This is a genomic window from Bacteroides sp. AN502(2024), assembly GCF_041227145.1.
In the GTDB taxonomy this organism is placed as follows: Bacteria; Bacteroidota; Bacteroidia; order Bacteroidales; family Bacteroidaceae; genus Bacteroides.
In genome coordinates this window covers 2,442,876-2,462,573 of the sequence record NZ_JBGFSP010000003.1, presented here as the reverse complement: position 1 = coordinate 2,462,573, position 19,698 = coordinate 2,442,876, and the positions used below count along the sequence as shown (strand labels likewise).

Here is a 19,698-nt window from a genome sequence, read left to right as displayed (position 1 = left end):
CAATCTAAAAGAATATGAATATCAAAAAAAGTTTTTTATATTTATTGGCCTGCACGCTGTTAGGAGCAGGAGGCTGTTCGGACGATGATGAAAACACCACATTCAAAGAACTGAAGGTTTTCTCAATGACTCCCAACGAAGGAGTTGCCGGTGACGAAGTGACCATTACCGGACAAGGATTCAGCATTATACCATCCGAAAACATTGTTACATTGAATGGTGAACAGCTCACTGCCGTGGAAACTTCAGTTACTATTTTAAAGATGACAGTCCCTCCAAACCTAGCAGGAACCTTCCCATTGATGATAACCGTAAACGGACAGACGGTAGAGGGTCCCTCTTTCACCTATACGGAAGGCTCGTATGATGTCAAACTGGAGGTTAATGCATTAGAAAAGACTACCGGATATGCAGGAGATGAGATAATCATTACCGGTAAGGGATTCAGTGCAACAGCCGAAGAAAACGAAGTCTTCTTCGGTGAAAAAGCAGCAATCATTACCGCTTCCAGCACCACCTCGCTGACCGTGACTGTGCCTCAACTTGAACCGGGCGACTATGTGCTTACAGTGAAAGCCGGAGTGCAAAAGAACCAATCCCTGACATTCAGTTGTCTGGCTACTCCTACTCTCAAAGTAGATGGCATCAGCCCGTCATCGGGTCACGAAGGCACCGAAATCGTCATTACCGGCGAAAACTTCAGTACCGTAGCAAAGGAAAACATCGTAACCATCAACGGAAAAGCGGCCGAAGTAAAGAGTGCCTCAGCAATGGAACTGACTGTTATCGCCCCACTTAACGAACCGGGAAGCTACAAAGTAGTGGTAAAAGTAGGTAACCGCACTGTAGAAGGACCGGAATTCGAATATACGAAACCAGAACTGGTATATACTGTCAGCAGTGACGTTCATATCGGAGAAAAATTAGGTGGTATTCATGGGCTGGCATTCTTGCCGGACGGACGACTGGCAGTAGGACAACGCGGAACTGCCCATATTATTCATGCATTTGACCTGCAAAAGAAAGAAAAAACGACATTAGTCGAGGCTCACAATAACGGGCATCCTTGGAACTTGGGAGTAAATCCGGACGACAAGATGCTTTACATAGCTTACAAAGGAAGCGCCGAAATAGGAAGAATGAATCCGAATCAAGGTAATAACCAGCAAGTGGAAGTCGTAGTTTCAGGGCTTAGTAACGCAATGGATGTAAAATTCGACTCCAAAGGCAATATGTATGTATTGTGCAGAGATGAAAGAAAAGTCTACAAATATCCGAAAGGCAACTTCAACAATGCTTCAAAGCAGACTTTCGTACATCTCTCGAATACCCCGAATGGCATTCACTCCATGGACTTTGATGCAAACGACAACCTAATAATAGGAGCACAAGAGGACGGTTTTTATGTAGTGTCTCCAGATGGTAATGCAACCAAGTTTGCCGGCAATGGCAAAGGTAGCACAGACGGTGCAGCTGGACAACCCTTGACAGCCCAACTCATCCAACCGGCAGCCATCGTTGTAGACAAGACGCGCGGGGACATCTATTTCACCGACCCTTACAATAATAAGATAAGAAGAATACGTCCCGGTGCAAAAGGGTACGAAGATGCCACTGTCAGCACCATCACCGGAACCGGTGCCAAGGGAAAGCAAGACGGTGATGGTTCCGTAGCACAATTGAACATGACTCATGGACTGGCAATGAGTCCTGACGGGAACGCTCTCTATTTCACAGACCTCGACAATTTTATCTTGAGAAAAATTACAATCACGGTAAAAGATTAGTTTTCAAGTAACATTCGTTGTTTAATCTTCCTCTGTCCGGTTTCTTCCCGACAGAGGAAGACTTATTAATAGATTTATTCACCATTTAAAAAAGTAATTATGAATTTGAAAAGACTTACTTTCACATTAAGTTTGTCAGCCTTTTTCTTTTTGGCTTATTCCTGTGACAAAAACGAGATGGAGGAATCGGGAAGCTCCCAAGAAGAACAGAAAGACAGCAATATAATTGATATGCTGAAAAAATGTTCGGAAGTAAAAACCGTACAAAAATGGAATGAGACAAAGCTTACAGAAGGAATTACGCACACGAAAGTACAAGTTATCAAAAAATCCGAGCGCCCCGCATCCATTAATATCGTCGTGATGGAAGCCGATGCAGCAGGCGCCGCATTGAAAACAGGATGTTGCGATCCGACCGAAAACAATCCGTTCCCTATGATGAGACCTTCTGAAATAGCCAACAAATTCGATAAGGACGGTGAACGTGTAATGGCAGTAATGAGCGGTGATTTCTTCAGATGGGATCCGAATGAGAACGGAGTCACCCCATTGGACTTCGGTTGTCGGGGACCTGTCCATCATCGGGGAAAAATATTACAAGACCATTTCGTACCGCAACATGGCATGGTACATCAGGCTCTTAGTTTTCTGGCTGTGGACAAAGCGGGTAAAGTGCTCATTGCCGATGCCGACAAATACGACGACATGCAATCCAACCTTCAGGAATGTACAGGTGGCGGTTATCAGCCGCTACGCGACAGTAAGATATGCAAAGGTTTTGATATTTACCTCGATGGGACTTATATCCCATTAGAAGACCAATATCCTTTTTCGTGCATTGGCTATCGCAAAGATGGTACCGTCATCTTTATGGTAGTGGACGGCCGTTCGGAAATATCCATGGGACTGACTTACTCAGAAGCCGGAAGTTTGATGAAATCCATGGGATGCACCAATGCCATCACCATGGACGGCGGCGGTTCGGCACAAATGGTTATCAAGGATCCGAAGACCGGTAACTTCACTCTCCAAAACAAGCCGACGGATGGCGCCGAACGCACCATGCGCACCTTCTGGATGATTACAGTTAAGGAATAATTTCATAGGTCATATAAATCAATTTACATGATAATAAAGAAACTTTTATTTTATGGGATGTTTGTGCTACCATGGTATGTTGCCTATGCACAAACCTCCCGTATAGAAATTCAACAGAACAAATGTTTTTCCGCTGCCAATTACCTGGCCTATCAAGTACCACCCCAAAATAGCTATTCAACGGCACCGCAAGGATACCAACCCTTCTATATCAGCACATATGCTCGTCACGGTTCCCGTTTTCATCTGTCCGAATATGACTATGTCCATGTGCTAACCATCTTGCAGAAAGCGGATTCTGCCGGAGTGTTAAGCACTACGGGAAAGAAAACAATGGAAAAAATAAATCGTATCCGGCAACTTGCCAATGGACGTTTAGGAGAACTTACTCCACTAGGTGCACGGCAACATCGAGGCATCGCCCAACGTATGTACCATAATTTTCCGGAAATATTTTCCGGAAATACAGTAATCGATGCACGGTCTACCAATGTAGTCCGTTGTATCCTATCCATGACAGCCGAATGTCTTCAACTGCAAGCATTAAATCCTCAACTGCGCATCTACAACGACGCCAGTTTACACGATATGTATTACATGAATTATCACGACAATTATCTTGCTTCTCTGCATGCAAATTCGAAAGCAGAGCTTCTCAAAGCATTCAAACAACAGCATATTCACCCGGAACGATTGATGAAAGTGCTGTTTACCGACACAGCATACATACAGAACACCATTGATCCATCACATTTCATGGAAGAGTTATTCTATATAACCATCAATATGCAGTCACATGATGAAAAGGAACTGGATCTTTATCATTTGTTTACTCCCAAAGAGTGTTATGAACTTTGGAGCTGTCTAAATGTTCTCTGGTATCTGGATTCAGGTGATACACCTCTGACCGAACGGATGATGCCTTATAAAGAAGCCAACCTACTTCGGAATATACTAGACACTGCCGATAGTTGTATTGTCCGAGAAGAACCAAGTGCCACGTTGCGTTTCGGACACGAAAGTTGCCTATTGCCATTGGCGGTACTAATGGAATTGGGAGATTGCGGATATGTCACGGAGGATATGGAAACATTAGCTGAACATTGGCAGTGCTACCGATACTTTCCAATGGCTGCCAACATCCAACTCATTTTTTACCGTAAACCGGACAACAAAAATATCTTAGTACGTGTACTATTGAACGAAAAAGAGACATCACTGCCTGTAAAGACTGATTGCGCTCCTTTCTATCATTGGCACGATGTTTCGAAATATTACCGTAATAAATTGACTCGATATACCCCTAAAGATAAATAACACACACGATTTAGTACCTAATACAAGTTATCCTGCCAACCTCATCAATTGGCAGGATTTTATTTTTAGATTTACTTATCTCAATCCAATAATTACTCCAAAACTTTCACACGAATGTTACGGTACCATACATCATCACCATGGTCCTGCAAAGCAATGAAGCCTTCGCGATTTTCTCCGCCGCAATTGTTCAGCAATTTAAATGCCAAAGGCAGACTGCTTTCAGAAAACTTACTTGCCTGCAACATTTCGGTCCATTGTTTTGTCCACAAATGAAATTCGAGTACGTTTTTATCATTTTGTCCATGAACAACCGTGCCTTTATAAACCAAAATCTTGGCCTTGTTCCATTGGCCATACGGCTTCGAATTTTGAGGAACAGCCGGAATCAAATCATACAGAGAAGCCGACTGGCGATTACCATTCCTACCCAATCTTGCATCCGGATGATTTTCATTATCCAGAATCTGATATTCAAGTGCAGAATAATAAAGAGGTTCAAGCACGTCATTACCATCCTTGTCTTTAGAAGTAACCTCCTGAACCAAATACATAATTCCGGAATTACTTCCTTTAGCAACCTTCCATTCTAGTTCCAACTCAAAGTTCTTAAATTTATGAGCAAAAAGCAAGTCTCCACCGTCACCATCTTGTGCTTCACCACCACCGGTTCCGTTAAATTTGATGCAGCCATCTTCGATGGTCCATTTGGAAGGGACACGATCTTTTCCATAACCACGCCACCCCTTGAATGTCTTACCGTCAAAGATGGTGATATAACCATCTTTATCGACAGACAAATCCAAGCTCTGGTCTTCCGGAGCTTTCAATGATTTGGAATATGACAATGTGACCGTACTCTGCCCTTTGGAGGCATTCGCTTTTTTCTGAGTACCGCAAGAAACAAATACTCCTGCTACCAGGCAGGAACAAGCCAATAAATAAACTACTTTCTTCATTGTTTTACTACTAACGTTAATTAATATACTTTTAATCCGGTTATCTAGGCATATCGGGCAGTCTCCAGCCTTCACGATAATTATGTTTCACGAGCTCGGCGGCAAACTGTTTTGCATTGACCGGGTCAGTCCATGTCCTGTCGAATGTCGGATGCCCGTCATGAATCTCAAATCCGTCCTTCACACAAGTGGTGATAGTTTCATTGTCACCGATATTGGTAAAGCACATATTTTCACCGTCCCATTCCAACGTGCGATGCAACCCTTGCAGACGGACAGCAAGTACACCCATTACTACCATTTCATTCATCGGTCCTGCTTCCGAGAAGTCGGATTTAGTCATGACACGATTGGATTTATCTTCTTTACATGCACGTACCCAGTCCATTTCATGACCGCCGCCCATTGCATTGGGCACACGGCGACACACCTTCGGTGCATTGGGCTTGCGCCCGGAGAGCAGCCACGGACCGATTCCATAACATCCGCAAATCAAGGTATCCTTGGTTCCGTGGAAAATAGTCACACCGGCACCCGGCATCAATTGTTTTCCGGCAGGGAACCCTTCCGGACGGTCGGGCAACAGACCACCGTCATACCAATGGATTTCCACTTCAGGCATCGCCACCTTAGGCATATTCTCACGAGCCGGGAAAATCATTTTCACGTGTTGGGCCTGCGGAGCACAAGCGTTCAGCAGCAACGTTGAAGACCCTTCCACTTTAGTAGGATATTTCAACTTCAAGGCTCTGAACGGTGAGTGCAGGATGTGACAAGCCATATCGCCCAACGCACCCGTACCGTAATCCCACCATCCACGCCAGTTCCAAGGATGATAAACATGGCTATAAGGATTCAGCCGGGCAGGACCTGTAAATAAATCCCAGTTCAATGTGCCGGGAATCTTGTCCGCCTTTTCCGGTACATTCAATCCTTGAGGCCAGATAGGACGGTCGGTAATACATTCCACCTTCGTCACTTCCCCAATCTCGCCATTCCAAATCCATTCGCATACCAAATCAGTGCCTTCATCAGATGAGCCTTGATTACCCATCTGAGTAACAACGCCCGTTGATTTAGCAAGCTTTGTCAACAAACGGGACTCATAAACAGAATGAGTCAACGGTTTCTGACAGAATACATGTTTTCCCATTGTCATCGCATCGGCGGTGATAATGGCGTGTGTATGGTCGGCAGTCGCAATAATTACAGCATCAAGCGATTTTCCCATTTCGTCATACATCTTACGATAATCCCAAAATCTCTTTGCTTTGGGGAATTCATCGAACACGCCTTTTGCATACTTCCAATCCACATCACAAAGAGCTACAATATTTTCCGTAGCCTTCACATGGTTAATGTTGGCATGTCCCATACCGCCAATACCCACAACACCGATATTCAACTTATCGGTAGGCGAGATATGCCCGTGGCTCATGCCCAGAATAGAACTCGGAGCAATCGTGATGCCAGCTAAAGCGGCAGCCCCTGTTTTCAGAAATTGTCTTCTTGAAATGTCTGACATAATTTTATTTATTTAAGAGTTAGTAATCCTTGGAAGGTTGCCATGCAACAATCCATATCCATTTTTCATATTTCTTCTCCGCTCGCGGATTTGCTCCAAAGTATACAAATCACCGATAGACGGCAAATCATGTTTACGCGTATCATAAAAAAATCTCCACGCATATTCGGACGCAACGGCCGAATCGCGCATCAACGGCAAGCGCGGACTGCGTTCTCCCGTTTCTACCGAATCAGCAAACAAATCGCACAACACATCTATATTCTTTCCGCCGAAAGGTTTCTCCACACGAAGGGTCTGATTGACACCATGCAGTTCGACAACGGCTGTCTTAAAGTCGTGCGTCATGCGGACAATCCCTTTCGTCCCTATAATATCGACATACGAATTGTGTGTCTGGTCCTTGGACAATTGCCCGTAAACGAATCCTTGGGTAATATCGAACACGACTCCATTCTGGAAAGTACCATGACATTGCACCCACCAGGGGTCTTTGTAGTTCCACATCTTCACTCCCTGTGCATTCCATGTATGGTAATCACTGTCGGCATACCAACGGGCAATATCTACGTAATGCATTCCGCAATCATGAAAAGCGGGTCCTTCGTATTCGTGCCCCTCGCCCGGCGCAAGTCCGGGAGTCATGTGGCAGACACGGATAATAGCCAGTTCTCCTATTTCCCCTTGCCGGATATATTCCTTCATCTGATGATGATACCAAGAATTACGCAAATACAGGTTGACAGTGGACAGCAGGTTGGTATTTTCCGTCATTTCAACTACTTTCCATTCGTTCTCTATCGTGTCCGCAACAGGTTTTTCAGAAATAATATGCTTACCGTAACGGATTGCTTTTTCTATCTGCTCCATCCGCGAATCTGCCAAAGTGAAAAGTCCGACCACCTGCACACTATCATCTTCAAAAATCTTCTGTTCATCCTCCACTACAAGAGAGTGAGGTGATAGTTCTCGTGCCAGTTGACGTGATGCCGAATCGGTATCACATATATAAGCAATATTCCACCGGTCGCTTTGGGTCATCGCTTCCCAATAGAATCTCCCCATCCTTCCAAATCCTATAATTCCAACTTTAATTCTCGTATCTACTAAAGAAAATTGTATATTCATAAATCCAAACATAATTACTTAATAGATTTTCTATTGCAAATGTATGGATTGCAGTTCTGCATTGAGGATAAAATTCTGCCATTAAAGGATAATATTCTCTCAAATGCCACGGTTCTTTCATTTAAAAAGTGTTTGTTCACTCAAAAACGCCCTTATTTTATAGCGAGAACAGAGACTGAGCCCGATCAGGACTTTTTTTTGCAAAGCCTATAGTAAACAGTCATTTAACAAGGAGTAATTTATTTCAAGGCTTGAGACCAAGTGTTTCATTGCCATAGAAACTAACACTACAATATTTAATCACTGAAAACTAGTTCATCCGGACAAAAAAAATTTATATTTGTAAACGTATCAGACTTTATATAATATATGACGATATTTGATGATTATAAGAAATATAAGGACTCATGTTCTGTCTCTCCGACACTATTGTGGGAGTATGACCTTTCTGATTTTGACTAGTGGAAGTCCAGAAAAATCGTGGTACAGCGTATACTTGAAAGAGGGTGGCTAAAAGATTTTCATGCGGCTTTCAACATGTACGGAGGGATAGAAGGATTTCGGGAAATAGTGAAGGAGGTTCCTTATTTGTCGCCCAGGGATATCAATTTTGCATGTATCGTATTTAATCTTAAAAAGGAAGAGTTAAGATGTTACACACGGAAACTGTTGAGGGAACAACTCTTGAACTCTTTCCCCCCTTGTCATTTAATGCTGTCGTATTGAAAGATTTTTTGGAACAGCCTCATATATTTACCTACCACCCCGTCCTTCGGACACCCCGAGGAGAAACCATGCGGATGAAGTTATATCGAACTGACGTTTCTTATCAATAAAAGTACCTCTCTCCTACATAAACTAATTACTTTTGTAGCACATATCAATTCGTTCCACATATATGGAACGAAACAATAACAGATGTGGAACTAAAGGGAAACAACTGTGGAACTAAAGGTCAACAGTGGTGGAACGAATGAACAGTAACTATAAAACCACTAAACATTAGTATATGAGTGCAATATATGACTTATTTGAGACTCCTAGTCCAAACAAAGAAAAACAACCGCTACACGCCCGTATTGTCTCCAAAGGAAACCGTAGGTAAAGACAAGTTTGCCGATAGGAAAGAATAACTTTTCAAGCATTAGAGAATAACTTTAGAAGTGCTTCGCTGCAACTTTTTCAATGATAGATGGTTGCTCAAAGTTATATTCAACAGACGTTAAAATAGACACTAAAAAACTCTTTCTTTGGATAGCATCATCAAAGAAAGAGTTTTTTTAAATTACAGTAAAAATGAAATATGGTTATTCAGCAACCTCTCTTCCATACAGATAAACTTCAGCCACTTCTATAACACCACGCTTTCCCCTATCGGTAAACTCGATGATAAAATATCTGTGTCCCTCTGTCAGGTCGTTCAAACGAATGTATTCTATTGCCGGATTTGGAAGACTTTTCAATGTTACTTCCTCACTTACCGGTATCCAATTTTCTCTATTTTCCCAATTAGTAACTTCTTTCCAGCCAAAATCTTCCCAGACAAACGAATACCAGAATTCATCAGGCTCTTGTGTCCAAACATAGCTAGATTTCCACCAGCTTTTTGGGTCAGAACTAACATAGCATTTCAGTGTATAATTTTGCTGATCCTTAAGTTCATCTCTTCCTATAATTCCGAGTTTACCAAAAAGATGCGACTTCTTCGTATCGATCACCAAAACAGGCGGAAGGTCTTTGGCATTCGGACCATCCCAGTCACTTGCCCAGAATCTGTGCAAATCACCATCTATTGCGTTTACAAATTTACCACACCAGAAATTCCAACGTCCTTCCTCGAATTTACCTGTAACCGACCATTCTGAACGATCCAACGGTTTCATCGCAATCAATGTCCCTTCGACGATGCCCGTTGTCCAATCTTCAACAGTAGTTCCGGATATGGTAGTACTATTCTCACCCACATAGACGTTATATGTATAGCTCTTTCCGGCAATGGCTGGTTTGATTTCCTTCACTTCCTGCGTGGTGCCACCCGTTGTCTCTATACTGACAAATATACCTTCCGCATCACCACCTTCACCCGGCAGTACCAAAGCCGTATATGTATCCTCCGCTTTATACGCCTTGATTGGCTTAGCCGGTCCTTCGGTCCCAACAGAAGAGATTGAAGAATACTGCGAATAGATGTTCAACGACTTTACAGCACCCAATTTCTCCTCAACGCCGAGTATGTTGATGATAACCCGCGCTGTCCGACGATGCATATTCAGTTTCAATACGCCATCAGCCGCTTTTTCTAATAACACCGTCTTAGTGGTCATATAGTCTGCATTGGCAATGTTCTCGTTTGTAGACTGGTCGGCAGGCAAAACAAAAGTGTCGAAAGAAGCATCCGCCCCCACAGGATAATAGGCTTTGTAGACTACCGTTTCCTGATCGGAATCCGCCCACATCAAGCTATTCTCTCCGGCTGTCCAAATCTTATCCGAACCCTTAGTGTATATCACGGGAGCATCGTCACCGCAACTTATAGCAAGCTTGTCGCCCTGGTTGAAAGCGCCCTGTTGGGCATCATCTTCTCCCATAGGATTGCTGCGCGTAAAGAGAGAGTTTGGCTCCACCACAGCATTTATCAACACCTTACCGCCAGTGGTTGTCAGGTCCTGTTCTTGCGATGCTTCATCATCGTTGCCGCATGCTGAAAATGCCATAAGGGCTGCAAGCAAATAAAAATATCTAAATGATTTCATATTAATACGTTCTTCTTGATTTGTGATTAAGTGTTGACAATTAGTTAAAAGCCTTTAGCTGCGTTTCGGAAGTGGCTACATTGATAGTCAATTCATAACAGGTACCTTCAGCCAGTTGAGCTTGTTTGAATTTCCATTCGTAAAATGCATCGCCAATAGTAAAAGCAACAACCAGCTTTCCGGCATCTTGCGGCAACAGAATACATTCATAAGTATTATCAGCATTATTCTTTAATGGCGTAACGGAAGCCGTTCCGGCAGTGGCAGCAGGCGTTACAACGGGGGCTTCCAGAGTCAGGTCGCAGGTTCCTTGCAAAATGGCACCGACTACTTTCAAATCTTTCACCTCAGCTCCGCCATCCACAACGTGGATAAGCAGTTTGCACAGTTTATGCTTCAACGTAATATCCAATTTACCTCCGATTTCCAGGAAATTGACCATTTTCTTTGTCAACAAAAAGTCTGCACTTTTCAATTTAGCTTCCGTACTTTGGTCTACCGGAACATTTATTGCAAGACTTCCTGTCAGGCTTGCTCCGCTTTGGGCAGGAGCAAAAGCGCATACAGGCATTGCCGATTCATTAGGGTCCCAAAACAATGATTCATTATCTGCACTGTTCCATACATCCCCTGTCTTTTGCATCAAAAGGTTGTAGCTAAAAATCTCACTGCTCGGATGGTCAATAATCAACTGAAATGCATCCAGATTATTCCCATCATAGCCCGCACGTGTCTGCAAGTTATCCACTCCGACAGAAAGTTGTATCTGCCGGTTATCCATCACCGAATCATCCACAGACCATTCATCTGTCTGTGAACAGCCAGTAAACAGTCCGATGGACCATACTGTCAACAAAAAACTTTTTCTCATATATATGTATGCTATTATACAATAAAAAAATAAAACTTAACCAATATCCATCAGCGAAATAATCATCCGCCCAACTTATTCAATCATTCCGACATACCCTCCATTACGCGCCAGCCTCAATGTCAGCACCGTGGTAGAACATATATCCGTCTCCTGCCTGACATAATCCATCGCCCAACGATCGGCATTCATGCCATCGGAAAAACCGGTCAGATGAAAAATCTTGTTGGGAGTCAGGAAATCAAGATCCACCGTAACAGTGCGCGGATCGCCATTCGTAATGCCGCCTATGAACCATTTGTTCCCACTCCGACGGGCCACGACCACGTATTCGCCCAACTTAGCCTCCAACACTCTCGTCTCATCCCATATCACAGGAATGTCGGCAATGAAATCCGCACAAGGGCGTTCACGGTAATACAGCGTAGGACTATCCGACATCATTTGCAGACCGCTTTCGAAGACTACATACAGCGCCATCTGATAGGCACGAGTCCCCGACGCACCGGCATTCTTATGCGTCCAGATATCAAAATTGTTCTCCTCCGGATGCACATTGCACATCGCTCCCGGAGTGAAATCCATCGGTCCTACGGCATTGCGGATGAAAGGCAACCAGATGTTGTTGGAAGGATCGCAACGTTTACCCATCTCCATACCCACTACCGCCTCATACGAAAGCACATTGGGATAGCGACACTCCAAACCGGCAGGTTTAAAAGAACCGTGAAAATCGACTACAAGTTTATACTTAGCAGCTTCTTTAGCCACCCGCTCATAGAAATTCACCATCCATTGGTCGCTGCGCTCCATGAAGTCTATCTTCAACCCTGATACGCCCGCCATGGCGTATTTGGCAAACACTTGGTCAAAATGCTTCTCTACAGTAAGCCAGCTCAGCCACAGCAGGACTTTCACATTGCGCTGCATGGCATACTGAATGACTTCCGGCAGGTTTATTTCCGGATTAGGCGTCCATGGGTCGCTGGCGGCTGCCATCCAGGCACCGTCCATCAACATATATTCCAATCCCATATTCGCTGCAAAATCAACGTAATACTTATACGTCTGCGTATTGCTTCCCACACGGAAACCTACATTATACAAACTTGGATTCCACCATTCCCAACTTGATTTTCCGGGTGTCACCCAACTGTAATCCTCCAGTTCGCAGGGAGCGGAAAGTTTGTATACCATCTCATTTTCAACCAATGTCTTTGCATGTTTCGCTATCACAAAGAAACGCCAGGGGAAATTTCTCTCTCCCGATGTCTTGGCAATATACGGGGCTTCTTCCACAATCTTAAGCTTATAATCATTGTCGTCCTCAAACCGAACGGGGCATTTGGGGAACAAGGCGCGCATTCCATTATTGCCGGTACTCTTCAAAAACATACAAGGATAATCTGTCAGGTCGGCTTCCGAAATCAGGATTTTATAACCATCGGGATGCTCAAGCAACGCCGGCAGGTAAGTCATGATATCGTCCGTGCCGTAACTTTCCGTTTGCAAACGGGCATAAACCGACTCATAAGAAGTGGAGAAAGCATGCGCTTCACCCACATACGCCCGATAATCGGAAGGGAAATTGATGTTGAATTCCTCATCAACGACTTCCAGTTTCTTTTTCCTGTCGGTAATAAAACGGTAAGCCACCCCGTCGTCAAACACACGGAACTCTACAGCATAATTTCCTGCCATATCCATGCGCAAATAATTGTAATGATTGTGCACCAGCGCATTTTTCAAAGGAATCTCCCGTCTCTTAGTCTCATCCACAGTGCCTTCCTGCGCATTTTCCAGTACGGGATTCGCTCCCAACACTTCTTTGGGGAGTGTCATGCCCAACGTGCACTTGTTTAACAGCACGTCATCATGAAAGAAAACGGAATAGTAAATTTTATCCTTCAACTCAATACTGACTTTGATGTTTTTGTCAGGAGAGAGTACATCCAGTACTTTACCGTAGACCGTGCTGCCCATTATTTGGGCAACCAACAACGTTGCCCAAATGAATGTATTCTTTGTCTTCATATCAAAAACGGATTTTCTTAGATTACCATTGATTAGCCTGATCTTCATCCGGAATTAACGGGTTAATCTGCCGTTCTAATGTCATAGAGCCTTTCACTTCATAAGTTATCGGGAAATCCGGATTTGTAGTGATATCCTTATAAGTATAGCTCAACTCCAATGTAGTGATATGGCGTTCCAAATATTTGAGAGTTTCATGCTGGACCACTCGCTTCTCATACTTGCACTCTCCTATTGGCTTAATGTCAGTGCCCGCTTCGGGATCGCCATACACTTTTAGCTTTCCTGTAAGAGTACCTCGTGCATCCTCCTCACCTTCTTCAAATTCAACAAACACTTTATAAAGAGAACGATTCTCATCTTCTGCCCAAATAGACCCGGCATAGAAGAATATGGTATTCTCGTCAAACACACGGGCTACCCGTTTGTCAATTTTTGCAGGATTATCGGTTGTACCCTTTATGTAAACATTCATCATCGTTGAATTGTAAGTACCGGAATAATCATTGAACAGGTTGATTCCCAAAAGTGCCTTATAACGTCCCTTATATGTGTTTTGCTTATAAGAAGGATCTTCTTCAACAGTCAACGGGAGTACATACTTTTCATCCAATTCCAACCCGGTAAGGTTGAAGTGGATAGGGTAAAGTTCGATATCCCTTCCCGCCGGAATATTGCACATGTCCGATTCAAAAGAATAATATTGTTGCTTAAGAGGTTTATACCAAAGGTCCTCGCGATTGACCGGGAATCTTTCCTTATTAAGTATATGGAGCGTATCCTCATCCACTCTTATCTTCACCTGGATATCCCGGTCATTTTTCTGCGAACCGCTGACAATGACCGGTAACCGGTATATTCCACTTCCATCCGGCTGATAACGTATATAAATCTCGTTCAAGCCATTATCTCCCACAGGTGCCTTGAAAGAAATCATTTTCTCGTAAAGTTCGTCTTTCCACTCGTCATTACATGCTGCGAACATTGCACAAGCACCTACTATTAGTACTGAAATATATAATTTTCTCATAATCTTTAGTTTTACAACATTAACACTAATCATAATACTGCCATCCCGGAGCTTGTGTCAGATTCTTGTTCCGTTTCAGTTCATCATAGCTCACAGGCCAGAAGTACTGTTTGCGAGAGAAAGAAGACTGTAAGTCGCTTACTCTGACCGGCACATAAAACATATCTCTGTTTGCTTTGTCCATCAGCGTGTTGCATCCATAGATTTGCTCACCTTCGTGTTCCTCTACTATTTTCCAACGGCGCAGATCATAGTAACGCTGAGATTCCGCAAAGAATTCAATCTGACGTTCATGAACGATTCTTTCAAAGAATTTCTTCGGATCCGCATAGACATCCTCCTCATAATCGGGCATACCGGCACGCATACGGACCGGTTTCACCCCACGGCGCATCTGTTCCTTGTCACGATAGATGTCGTAAGTTCCGCTTCCATCCCATTTAGACACGACATAATGCGTTCCTTCAGAAATATTGTTCAGTGCCTCGGCATACATCAATAATATGTCCGCATAACGAAGTGCAGGTTCCGTTTTCTGATAAATAGCTCCACCGTATCTGTCGGCATCATTCGGATTTACATATTTCATAACGCCCAACCCGGTAATGCACCATTGGTCGGTTCCGTTGACACGCCCATTATCTTCTCCGCGATAATACCAGACTTGCTTATTTCGATGTTCTTTTCCTCCGTTTTCGTCTCTCGCACTCAAAGCGTGCCATACAGCTCCATTAAAAGCCACCGAAGCATAGAAACGAGGTTCTCGGTCGGCATATCCCAACCATACATCATTTCTTAAATGATCGTACTTGTGATTCGTGTCATCCGTATATTTGCCATAATACTCTTCATAATATTTTTTATCAAACGGCCTACCGTCCGCCATGTCATAAGCTTCACACTGTTTCAAGGTCACCCCGTGGCAGTTGTATCCTCCTAGAGTTTTAGGTAACTGGTGCTTTACCAAATTTACCATTGAAAAGTCTGAGCCTAGGCCATTATTTTTACCATTAGCTATTCGGGAAAAAATCAGTTCCGGATTTTCGGCGGCATATACATCGCCATTAAAAATAGAACGGTATGATTCAAACGGATCTATATTTGCCCAGCCATCCGGGAAAGGACGTTCGCTGTATTCTTTATGGTAAGGCGGTTCAATAGTAGGTGGATAAGCCTCATCCATACTTACCGAACGTTTTTCAAAAGTATACAATTTATACAGTCCGGTCGCTTCCGCATAATCAATCATGTCTTTGGCTGCTGCAGCAGCTATCGCCCATTTTTCCTCTTTGTATTCTTGTGGAATCAACTTCTTGCCGTCCATATTGGTAAAGTCTGCCATTTCCGTGTTTCCATTTGCCAACGGGCTGGCTGCGTAAAGGAAAACTTTAGCACGTACAGCAAGAGCGGCTCCCTTGGTCGGGCGGGCGATATTCATGTTATCTCTTTTCTCGAACAGTTCGGTAGCTGCAATTTCCAGTTCCGAAGTAATGAACTCCACACACTCCTCATAGGTGTTACGCGGATACGAAAGTTCGTCATACGATTTGGTATAATCGGCTCCTTCCGGTGGCAGGATAGGCACAGGACCGAACTTTCTCAACAGCATCCAGTAGAAATAAGCACGTAGAAAACGAGCTTGCCCTCTTACGTCCGTCACTTCTTCAGGAGTAAGGTCATTATTCTCATGCAATTCATTCAACAGTATGGAAGCTTGATAAATCCCTTCATACGAGAATGTCCAGGCATTATGCCCACCTAAGGAATTTAAATATTCGCCACGCTTGAACTTCGAAAACCTGTCTCCATATTCACTAAATACATGGTCGTCCGAGAAATTAAAAGGACATACTTCACTGTGTCCCACATCCAGGTTATCTCCATGTAAGCGGCTATAGCAGAATGACAGCCATCGAAGTGTATAGTCTTTGTCCGAGAAAATGCGTTCCGTAGTTTGTTGGTCTCTGAAAAAGCGATCTACATTCAGATAATCGGAACAGGAAGTAAGCCCCAAACCGAGCATCACTACTCCCCCTAAAATATATTTACTTATTTTCATGTCTTTTATTTTAATGATTGATTTAGAGTCCTATTGTAAGTCCGACGGTTACTGTTCTGGATAACGGATATTGCTGCCCGTTAGAACTGCCCAATTCCGGATCCCAAAGTTTAAAGCTGGAGAAAGTCAACAGATTTGTCCCCATCAGATACAAACGCACACGATCCAATCGAATCTTGTTCACCAAACGTTTCGGAATATTATAACCTAATTCCACGTTTTTCAGACGAAGATATGATCCGTTTCGCAACCAATAAGTAGAAGGACAATAGTTGTTTTCATTACCGCCATAACTCAAACGCGGATATCTGGCATTCGGATCCTCGTTGACTCCCAATGACCAGTAGTTTCCAACTACATCTGTCAGAATATTACCCCAAGAACCTTCTTTAAACGGATATACGGTAAATCCGTCGATAAAGAATGAAGACTTGCCGGCTCCCTGGAAATGAACGTTCACATCAAACCCTTTCCATTGTGCAGATACACCGAATCCATAAATCATATTAGGACGAGTAGTCGCACCGATAGGCACTTGGTCATCAGTTGTTATCTTTCCGTCACCATTGACGTCTTTGTATTTGATATCTCCCGGCATGACATTCGAACCTTGTGAAGCTCTGTTACGAATTTCTTCATAGTCCTTAAACAACCCTTCGGCTATGTAACCGCGTGCCTGATCTACACGGAACCCATAATTCTTTTTATACGGATAACGGCTGTTCTCTTCATCGTAATTCTTGATTTTATTCTTGCTATAGGTCAGGTTGGCGCGTACGGTAAAGTCTACCTCTCCCAATTTCTGGTCATAAGCAATATTACCGTCAAACCCTTCAGACAACACAGCACCCACATTCGCATACGGCTGGTCTGCAATATGATCCAAACCTATGATACGGGGAATATACCAACGTTGCATATAAATACCGTCACGTTGCTCGTGGAAATAGTCAATCGTACCACTCAGCTTATCGTCAAACATAGAGAAGTCGAGTCCAAGGTCATGCTTCTTCGCCACCTCCCAGGTGATGTTTCTTGCTGCCACTTTCGAATAAGTCAATCCGGTATAATAATAACCGCCTGCACCTATATCACCATAAAAATAAGAGTTTTTATCATCTTCACTGAATTTCGATATATAAGGGAAACGCTTCCTCACCTCATCTTCTACATCATCACTACTAATCTTATCATTACCCACCTTACCGTAAGAGTAACGCAGTTTAAACATATTCAACCATTTGAGGTGTTTCTTCACGATGGGTTCTTCTGCAATATTCCATGCAACGGAATAGGCCGGGAAGAATCCGAATTGATGACCTGTGGCGAAGTTCTCAGAACCGTTGTAACCAAAATTAAAGTCGAAAAAGTAGCGATATTTCCATCCGTAGGTAAAGCGTCCTGCAATTCCCTGGTGACGCTTTTGGATACTCTGCACAATCTTATCATACGTGGCGGTATGATTGTTAGGCGATGTGTTAGTAAGCTTATCCTGCGAGTACTTCATAACAGCTCCTACCATGTGGTCGCCGAATGTGCGATTGTAGTGCAGTTCTGCTTCCAGATTCTCATACCGTTTTCCGGTCGAATACATCGTTCCGGACATCAGTCTTTCCTGTTCTATTCTTCTGAACTGGAGTTCTCCGTCGGAAGTGCGCTGACGTTCTGCCAACCAACTTTCCGGCCATTTGTAACGGTTATCAACATTCTCCGTATAGGTATCGAAACCGAAACGTCCGTAAAACTTCAATCCCGGTGTGATAAACTTCAAATCCTGTTCAAGATTCACTGTAGTCTGTATCTTGTTTTTCCATGTTTCCTGATACCCTTGCTGAGTAGTCAGTACCCACGGATTTCTTTTTCCCGAATTACCGACTGCCGCCCATTTGCCGTCACTATACTGCACCGGTGAAGCAACCGGATTGTATCCCATTAATGACTTCCAGATTTCATGATACTGGGCACCCGGCAAATTCTGTTTGTCCAAGGAACCTGCAACACCAAGTTTTATCAACGTTGTTTTTGTCAAATCGATGTCTATATTCATACGGTAATTCCAGCGATGATAGTTGGCATTGGTGTTATAGTCCTTCATTGCACGATCGGTCTCATACATACCTCCTTCATTTACATAACTGGCAGAAATGAAGTATCGTGCTATGGTACCGCCACCCGTCAAGTCGATAGTGGCACGATAAGTGGGAGCCCCCTTTTTCAATATCATATCCATCCAATTCACATTGGGGAACAGGTCTTGATCCAAACCATTCTCAAACAACAACAAATCGCTGTCGGTATAAGCTGGAGATTGGTTGCGGGCAAGCAAAGCTTCATTCGTTAAACGTGCATATGTGGGTCCATCCACAAATTCAGGAGTCATGGTACGCATATTATAAGAGCTTTCCAATTTGGCATTGACACGAAGTTTTCCTTCTTTACCACGTTTAGTAGTAATCAGAACTACACCATTTGCACCTCGTGAACCGTAAATGGCAGTCGCTGAAGCATCTTTCAACACAGAGAAATCTTGAATGTCTTCCACATTGATTTCGTTCATATTACGTTCAAAACCATCCACCAGCACCAATGCACCTCCTCCGGCACCAAAAGTGGAGATACCACGAATCCAGAACTCAGAAATATTGTCGCCCGGTTGTCCGGAAGTCTGACGCGCCATCACCCCCGCCACGTTACCAGCAAGGGCATTCGTGATACTTGCAGTAGGAGTACGCAGTTGAGACACATCGACCGTAGTAACGGCACCCGTCATGGTCACTTTCTTCTGAACACCTGTTCCTGTGATAACGACATCATCGTAAACGGTTTCTTTCGACTCTTGCATAATCACATTGATATTTTTTTCTTCTTTCACAAAAACTTCCTGCTTTTCAAAGCCTACATAAGAAAATATCAAAAAAGAATAGTGAGGGACTTTTATTCTATAACGCCCGTTTATGTCCGTTACCGTACCAAATCCCGGAATGTTCTTCGCTGTTACGTTTACACCGACCAAAGGCCCTTTATTTACATCCGTGACAATACCCGTCACTTCATACGAAGTTTGCTCGTTCTGAGAGTAGACTGAAGTAGCACAACCTACTATCAATAAAAATAATAAGATTATATTTCTCATACTC

12 protein-coding genes and 2 pseudogenes are annotated in these 19,698 nt (G+C 43.5%); 5 read left to right on the top strand and 9 right to left on the bottom strand.

Going from position 1 to position 19,698, the window contains the following annotated elements:
• Positions 1-14 precede the first annotated feature (14 nt).
• From AB9N12_RS09465 to AB9N12_RS09455, 3 genes are all read left to right on the top strand, one after another.
• On the top strand, positions 15-1,787 hold the full coding sequence (locus AB9N12_RS09465) for an IPT/TIG domain-containing protein (protein WP_369891637.1): 1,773 nt from the start codon (positions 15-17) through the stop codon (positions 1,785-1,787).
• Between the two features lie 99 nt (positions 1,788-1,886).
• Entirely contained in the window at positions 1,887-2,885 is a 999-nt protein-coding gene (locus AB9N12_RS09460; protein WP_369891635.1) for a phosphodiester glycosidase family protein, read from the top strand.
• 33 nt (positions 2,886-2,918) lie between these two features.
• Positions 2,919-4,202: a histidine-type phosphatase gene (locus AB9N12_RS09455; RefSeq protein WP_369892850.1), complete on the top strand. Its 1,284-nt coding sequence runs from the start codon at positions 2,919-2,921 to the stop codon at positions 4,200-4,202.
• A gap of 92 nt (positions 4,203-4,294) precedes the next feature.
• Here the strand turns inward: AB9N12_RS09455 and AB9N12_RS09450 are convergent, their stop codons facing one another.
• From AB9N12_RS09450 to AB9N12_RS09440, 3 genes are read right to left on the bottom strand one after another with little or no spacing between them, the layout of a single operon-like run.
• Positions 4,295-5,161, bottom strand: a complete 867-nt coding sequence (locus AB9N12_RS09450; RefSeq protein WP_369891633.1) for a DUF1080 domain-containing protein — start codon at positions 5,159-5,161, stop codon at positions 4,295-4,297.
• Between the two features lie 40 nt (positions 5,162-5,201).
• Complete coding sequence (locus AB9N12_RS09445) at positions 5,202-6,686, bottom strand: Gfo/Idh/MocA family oxidoreductase (protein WP_369891631.1); 1,485 nt, start codon at positions 6,684-6,686, stop codon at positions 5,202-5,204.
• A gap of 12 nt (positions 6,687-6,698) precedes the next feature.
• Positions 6,699-7,814 carry a Gfo/Idh/MocA family protein gene (locus AB9N12_RS09440; protein ID WP_369891629.1) on the bottom strand — a complete coding sequence of 372 codons (1,116 nt, stop codon included), beginning with the start codon at positions 7,812-7,814 and terminating at the stop codon, positions 6,699-6,701.
• A gap of 369 nt (positions 7,815-8,183) precedes the next feature.
• Here AB9N12_RS09440 and AB9N12_RS09435 point away from each other — a divergent pair.
• Together AB9N12_RS09435 and AB9N12_RS09430 are read left to right on the top strand one after the other, a co-directional pair.
• Positions 8,184-8,540: pseudogene (locus tag AB9N12_RS09435) on the top strand (hypothetical protein).
• A 283-nt stretch (positions 8,541-8,823) separates the two neighbouring features.
• A pseudogene (locus AB9N12_RS09430) lies at positions 8,824-8,938 on the top strand (DNA-binding protein); the annotation flags it as partial.
• A gap of 183 nt (positions 8,939-9,121) precedes the next feature.
• Here AB9N12_RS09430 and AB9N12_RS09425 read toward each other — a convergent pair.
• The 6 genes from AB9N12_RS09425 to AB9N12_RS09400 form a co-directional block, all read right to left on the bottom strand.
• A complete protein-coding gene (locus AB9N12_RS09425) occupies positions 9,122-10,567 on the bottom strand; it encodes a fimbrillin family protein (RefSeq protein WP_369891627.1) in 1,446 nt (481 codons plus the stop codon).
• Positions 10,568-10,607: 40 nt separating this feature from the next.
• A complete protein-coding gene (locus tag AB9N12_RS09420; protein WP_369891625.1) occupies positions 10,608-11,438 on the bottom strand; it encodes a fimbrillin family protein in 831 nt (276 codons plus the stop codon).
• A gap of 75 nt (positions 11,439-11,513) precedes the next feature.
• Positions 11,514-13,472, bottom strand: coding sequence for a glycoside hydrolase family 97 protein (locus AB9N12_RS09415; RefSeq protein ID WP_369891623.1), 1,959 nt, complete (start codon positions 13,470-13,472; stop codon positions 11,514-11,516).
• Positions 13,473-13,494: 22 nt separating this feature from the next.
• Positions 13,495-14,502, bottom strand: coding sequence for a DUF4973 domain-containing protein (locus AB9N12_RS09410; protein ID WP_369891621.1), 1,008 nt, complete (start codon positions 14,500-14,502; stop codon positions 13,495-13,497).
• Between the two features lie 25 nt (positions 14,503-14,527).
• Complete coding sequence (locus AB9N12_RS09405) at positions 14,528-16,561, bottom strand: RagB/SusD family nutrient uptake outer membrane protein (RefSeq protein WP_369891619.1); 2,034 nt, start codon at positions 16,559-16,561, stop codon at positions 14,528-14,530.
• A gap of 22 nt (positions 16,562-16,583) precedes the next feature.
• Entirely contained in the window at positions 16,584-19,694 is a 3,111-nt protein-coding gene (locus AB9N12_RS09400) for a SusC/RagA family TonB-linked outer membrane protein (RefSeq protein WP_369891617.1), read from the bottom strand.
• Positions 19,695-19,698 lie beyond the last annotated feature (4 nt).

Coding starts and splice junctions, on each gene's coding strand:
- AB9N12_RS09400 (WP_369891617.1), bottom strand. CDS start 19,694: ATGAGAAATATAATCTTATTATTTTTATTGATAGTAGGTTGTGCTACT.
- AB9N12_RS09440 (WP_369891629.1), bottom strand. CDS start 7,814: ATGAATATACAATTTTCTTTAGTAGATACGAGAATTAAAGTTGGAATT.
- AB9N12_RS09425 (WP_369891627.1), bottom strand. CDS start 10,567: ATGAAATCATTTAGATATTTTTATTTGCTTGCAGCCCTTATGGCATTT.
- AB9N12_RS09405 (WP_369891619.1), bottom strand. CDS start 16,561: ATGAAAATAAGTAAATATATTTTAGGGGGAGTAGTGATGCTCGGTTTG.
- AB9N12_RS09460 (WP_369891635.1), top strand. CDS start 1,887: ATGAATTTGAAAAGACTTACTTTCACATTAAGTTTGTCAGCCTTTTTC.
- AB9N12_RS09420 (WP_369891625.1), bottom strand. CDS start 11,438: ATGAGAAAAAGTTTTTTGTTGACAGTATGGTCCATCGGACTGTTTACT.
- AB9N12_RS09445 (WP_369891631.1), bottom strand. CDS start 6,686: ATGTCAGACATTTCAAGAAGACAATTTCTGAAAACAGGGGCTGCCGCT.
- AB9N12_RS09415 (WP_369891623.1), bottom strand. CDS start 13,472: ATGAAGACAAAGAATACATTCATTTGGGCAACGTTGTTGGTTGCCCAA.
- AB9N12_RS09450 (WP_369891633.1), bottom strand. CDS start 5,161: ATGAAGAAAGTAGTTTATTTATTGGCTTGTTCCTGCCTGGTAGCAGGA.
- AB9N12_RS09465 (WP_369891637.1), top strand. CDS start 15: ATGAATATCAAAAAAAGTTTTTTATATTTATTGGCCTGCACGCTGTTA.
- AB9N12_RS09410 (WP_369891621.1), bottom strand. CDS start 14,502: ATGAGAAAATTATATATTTCAGTACTAATAGTAGGTGCTTGTGCAATG.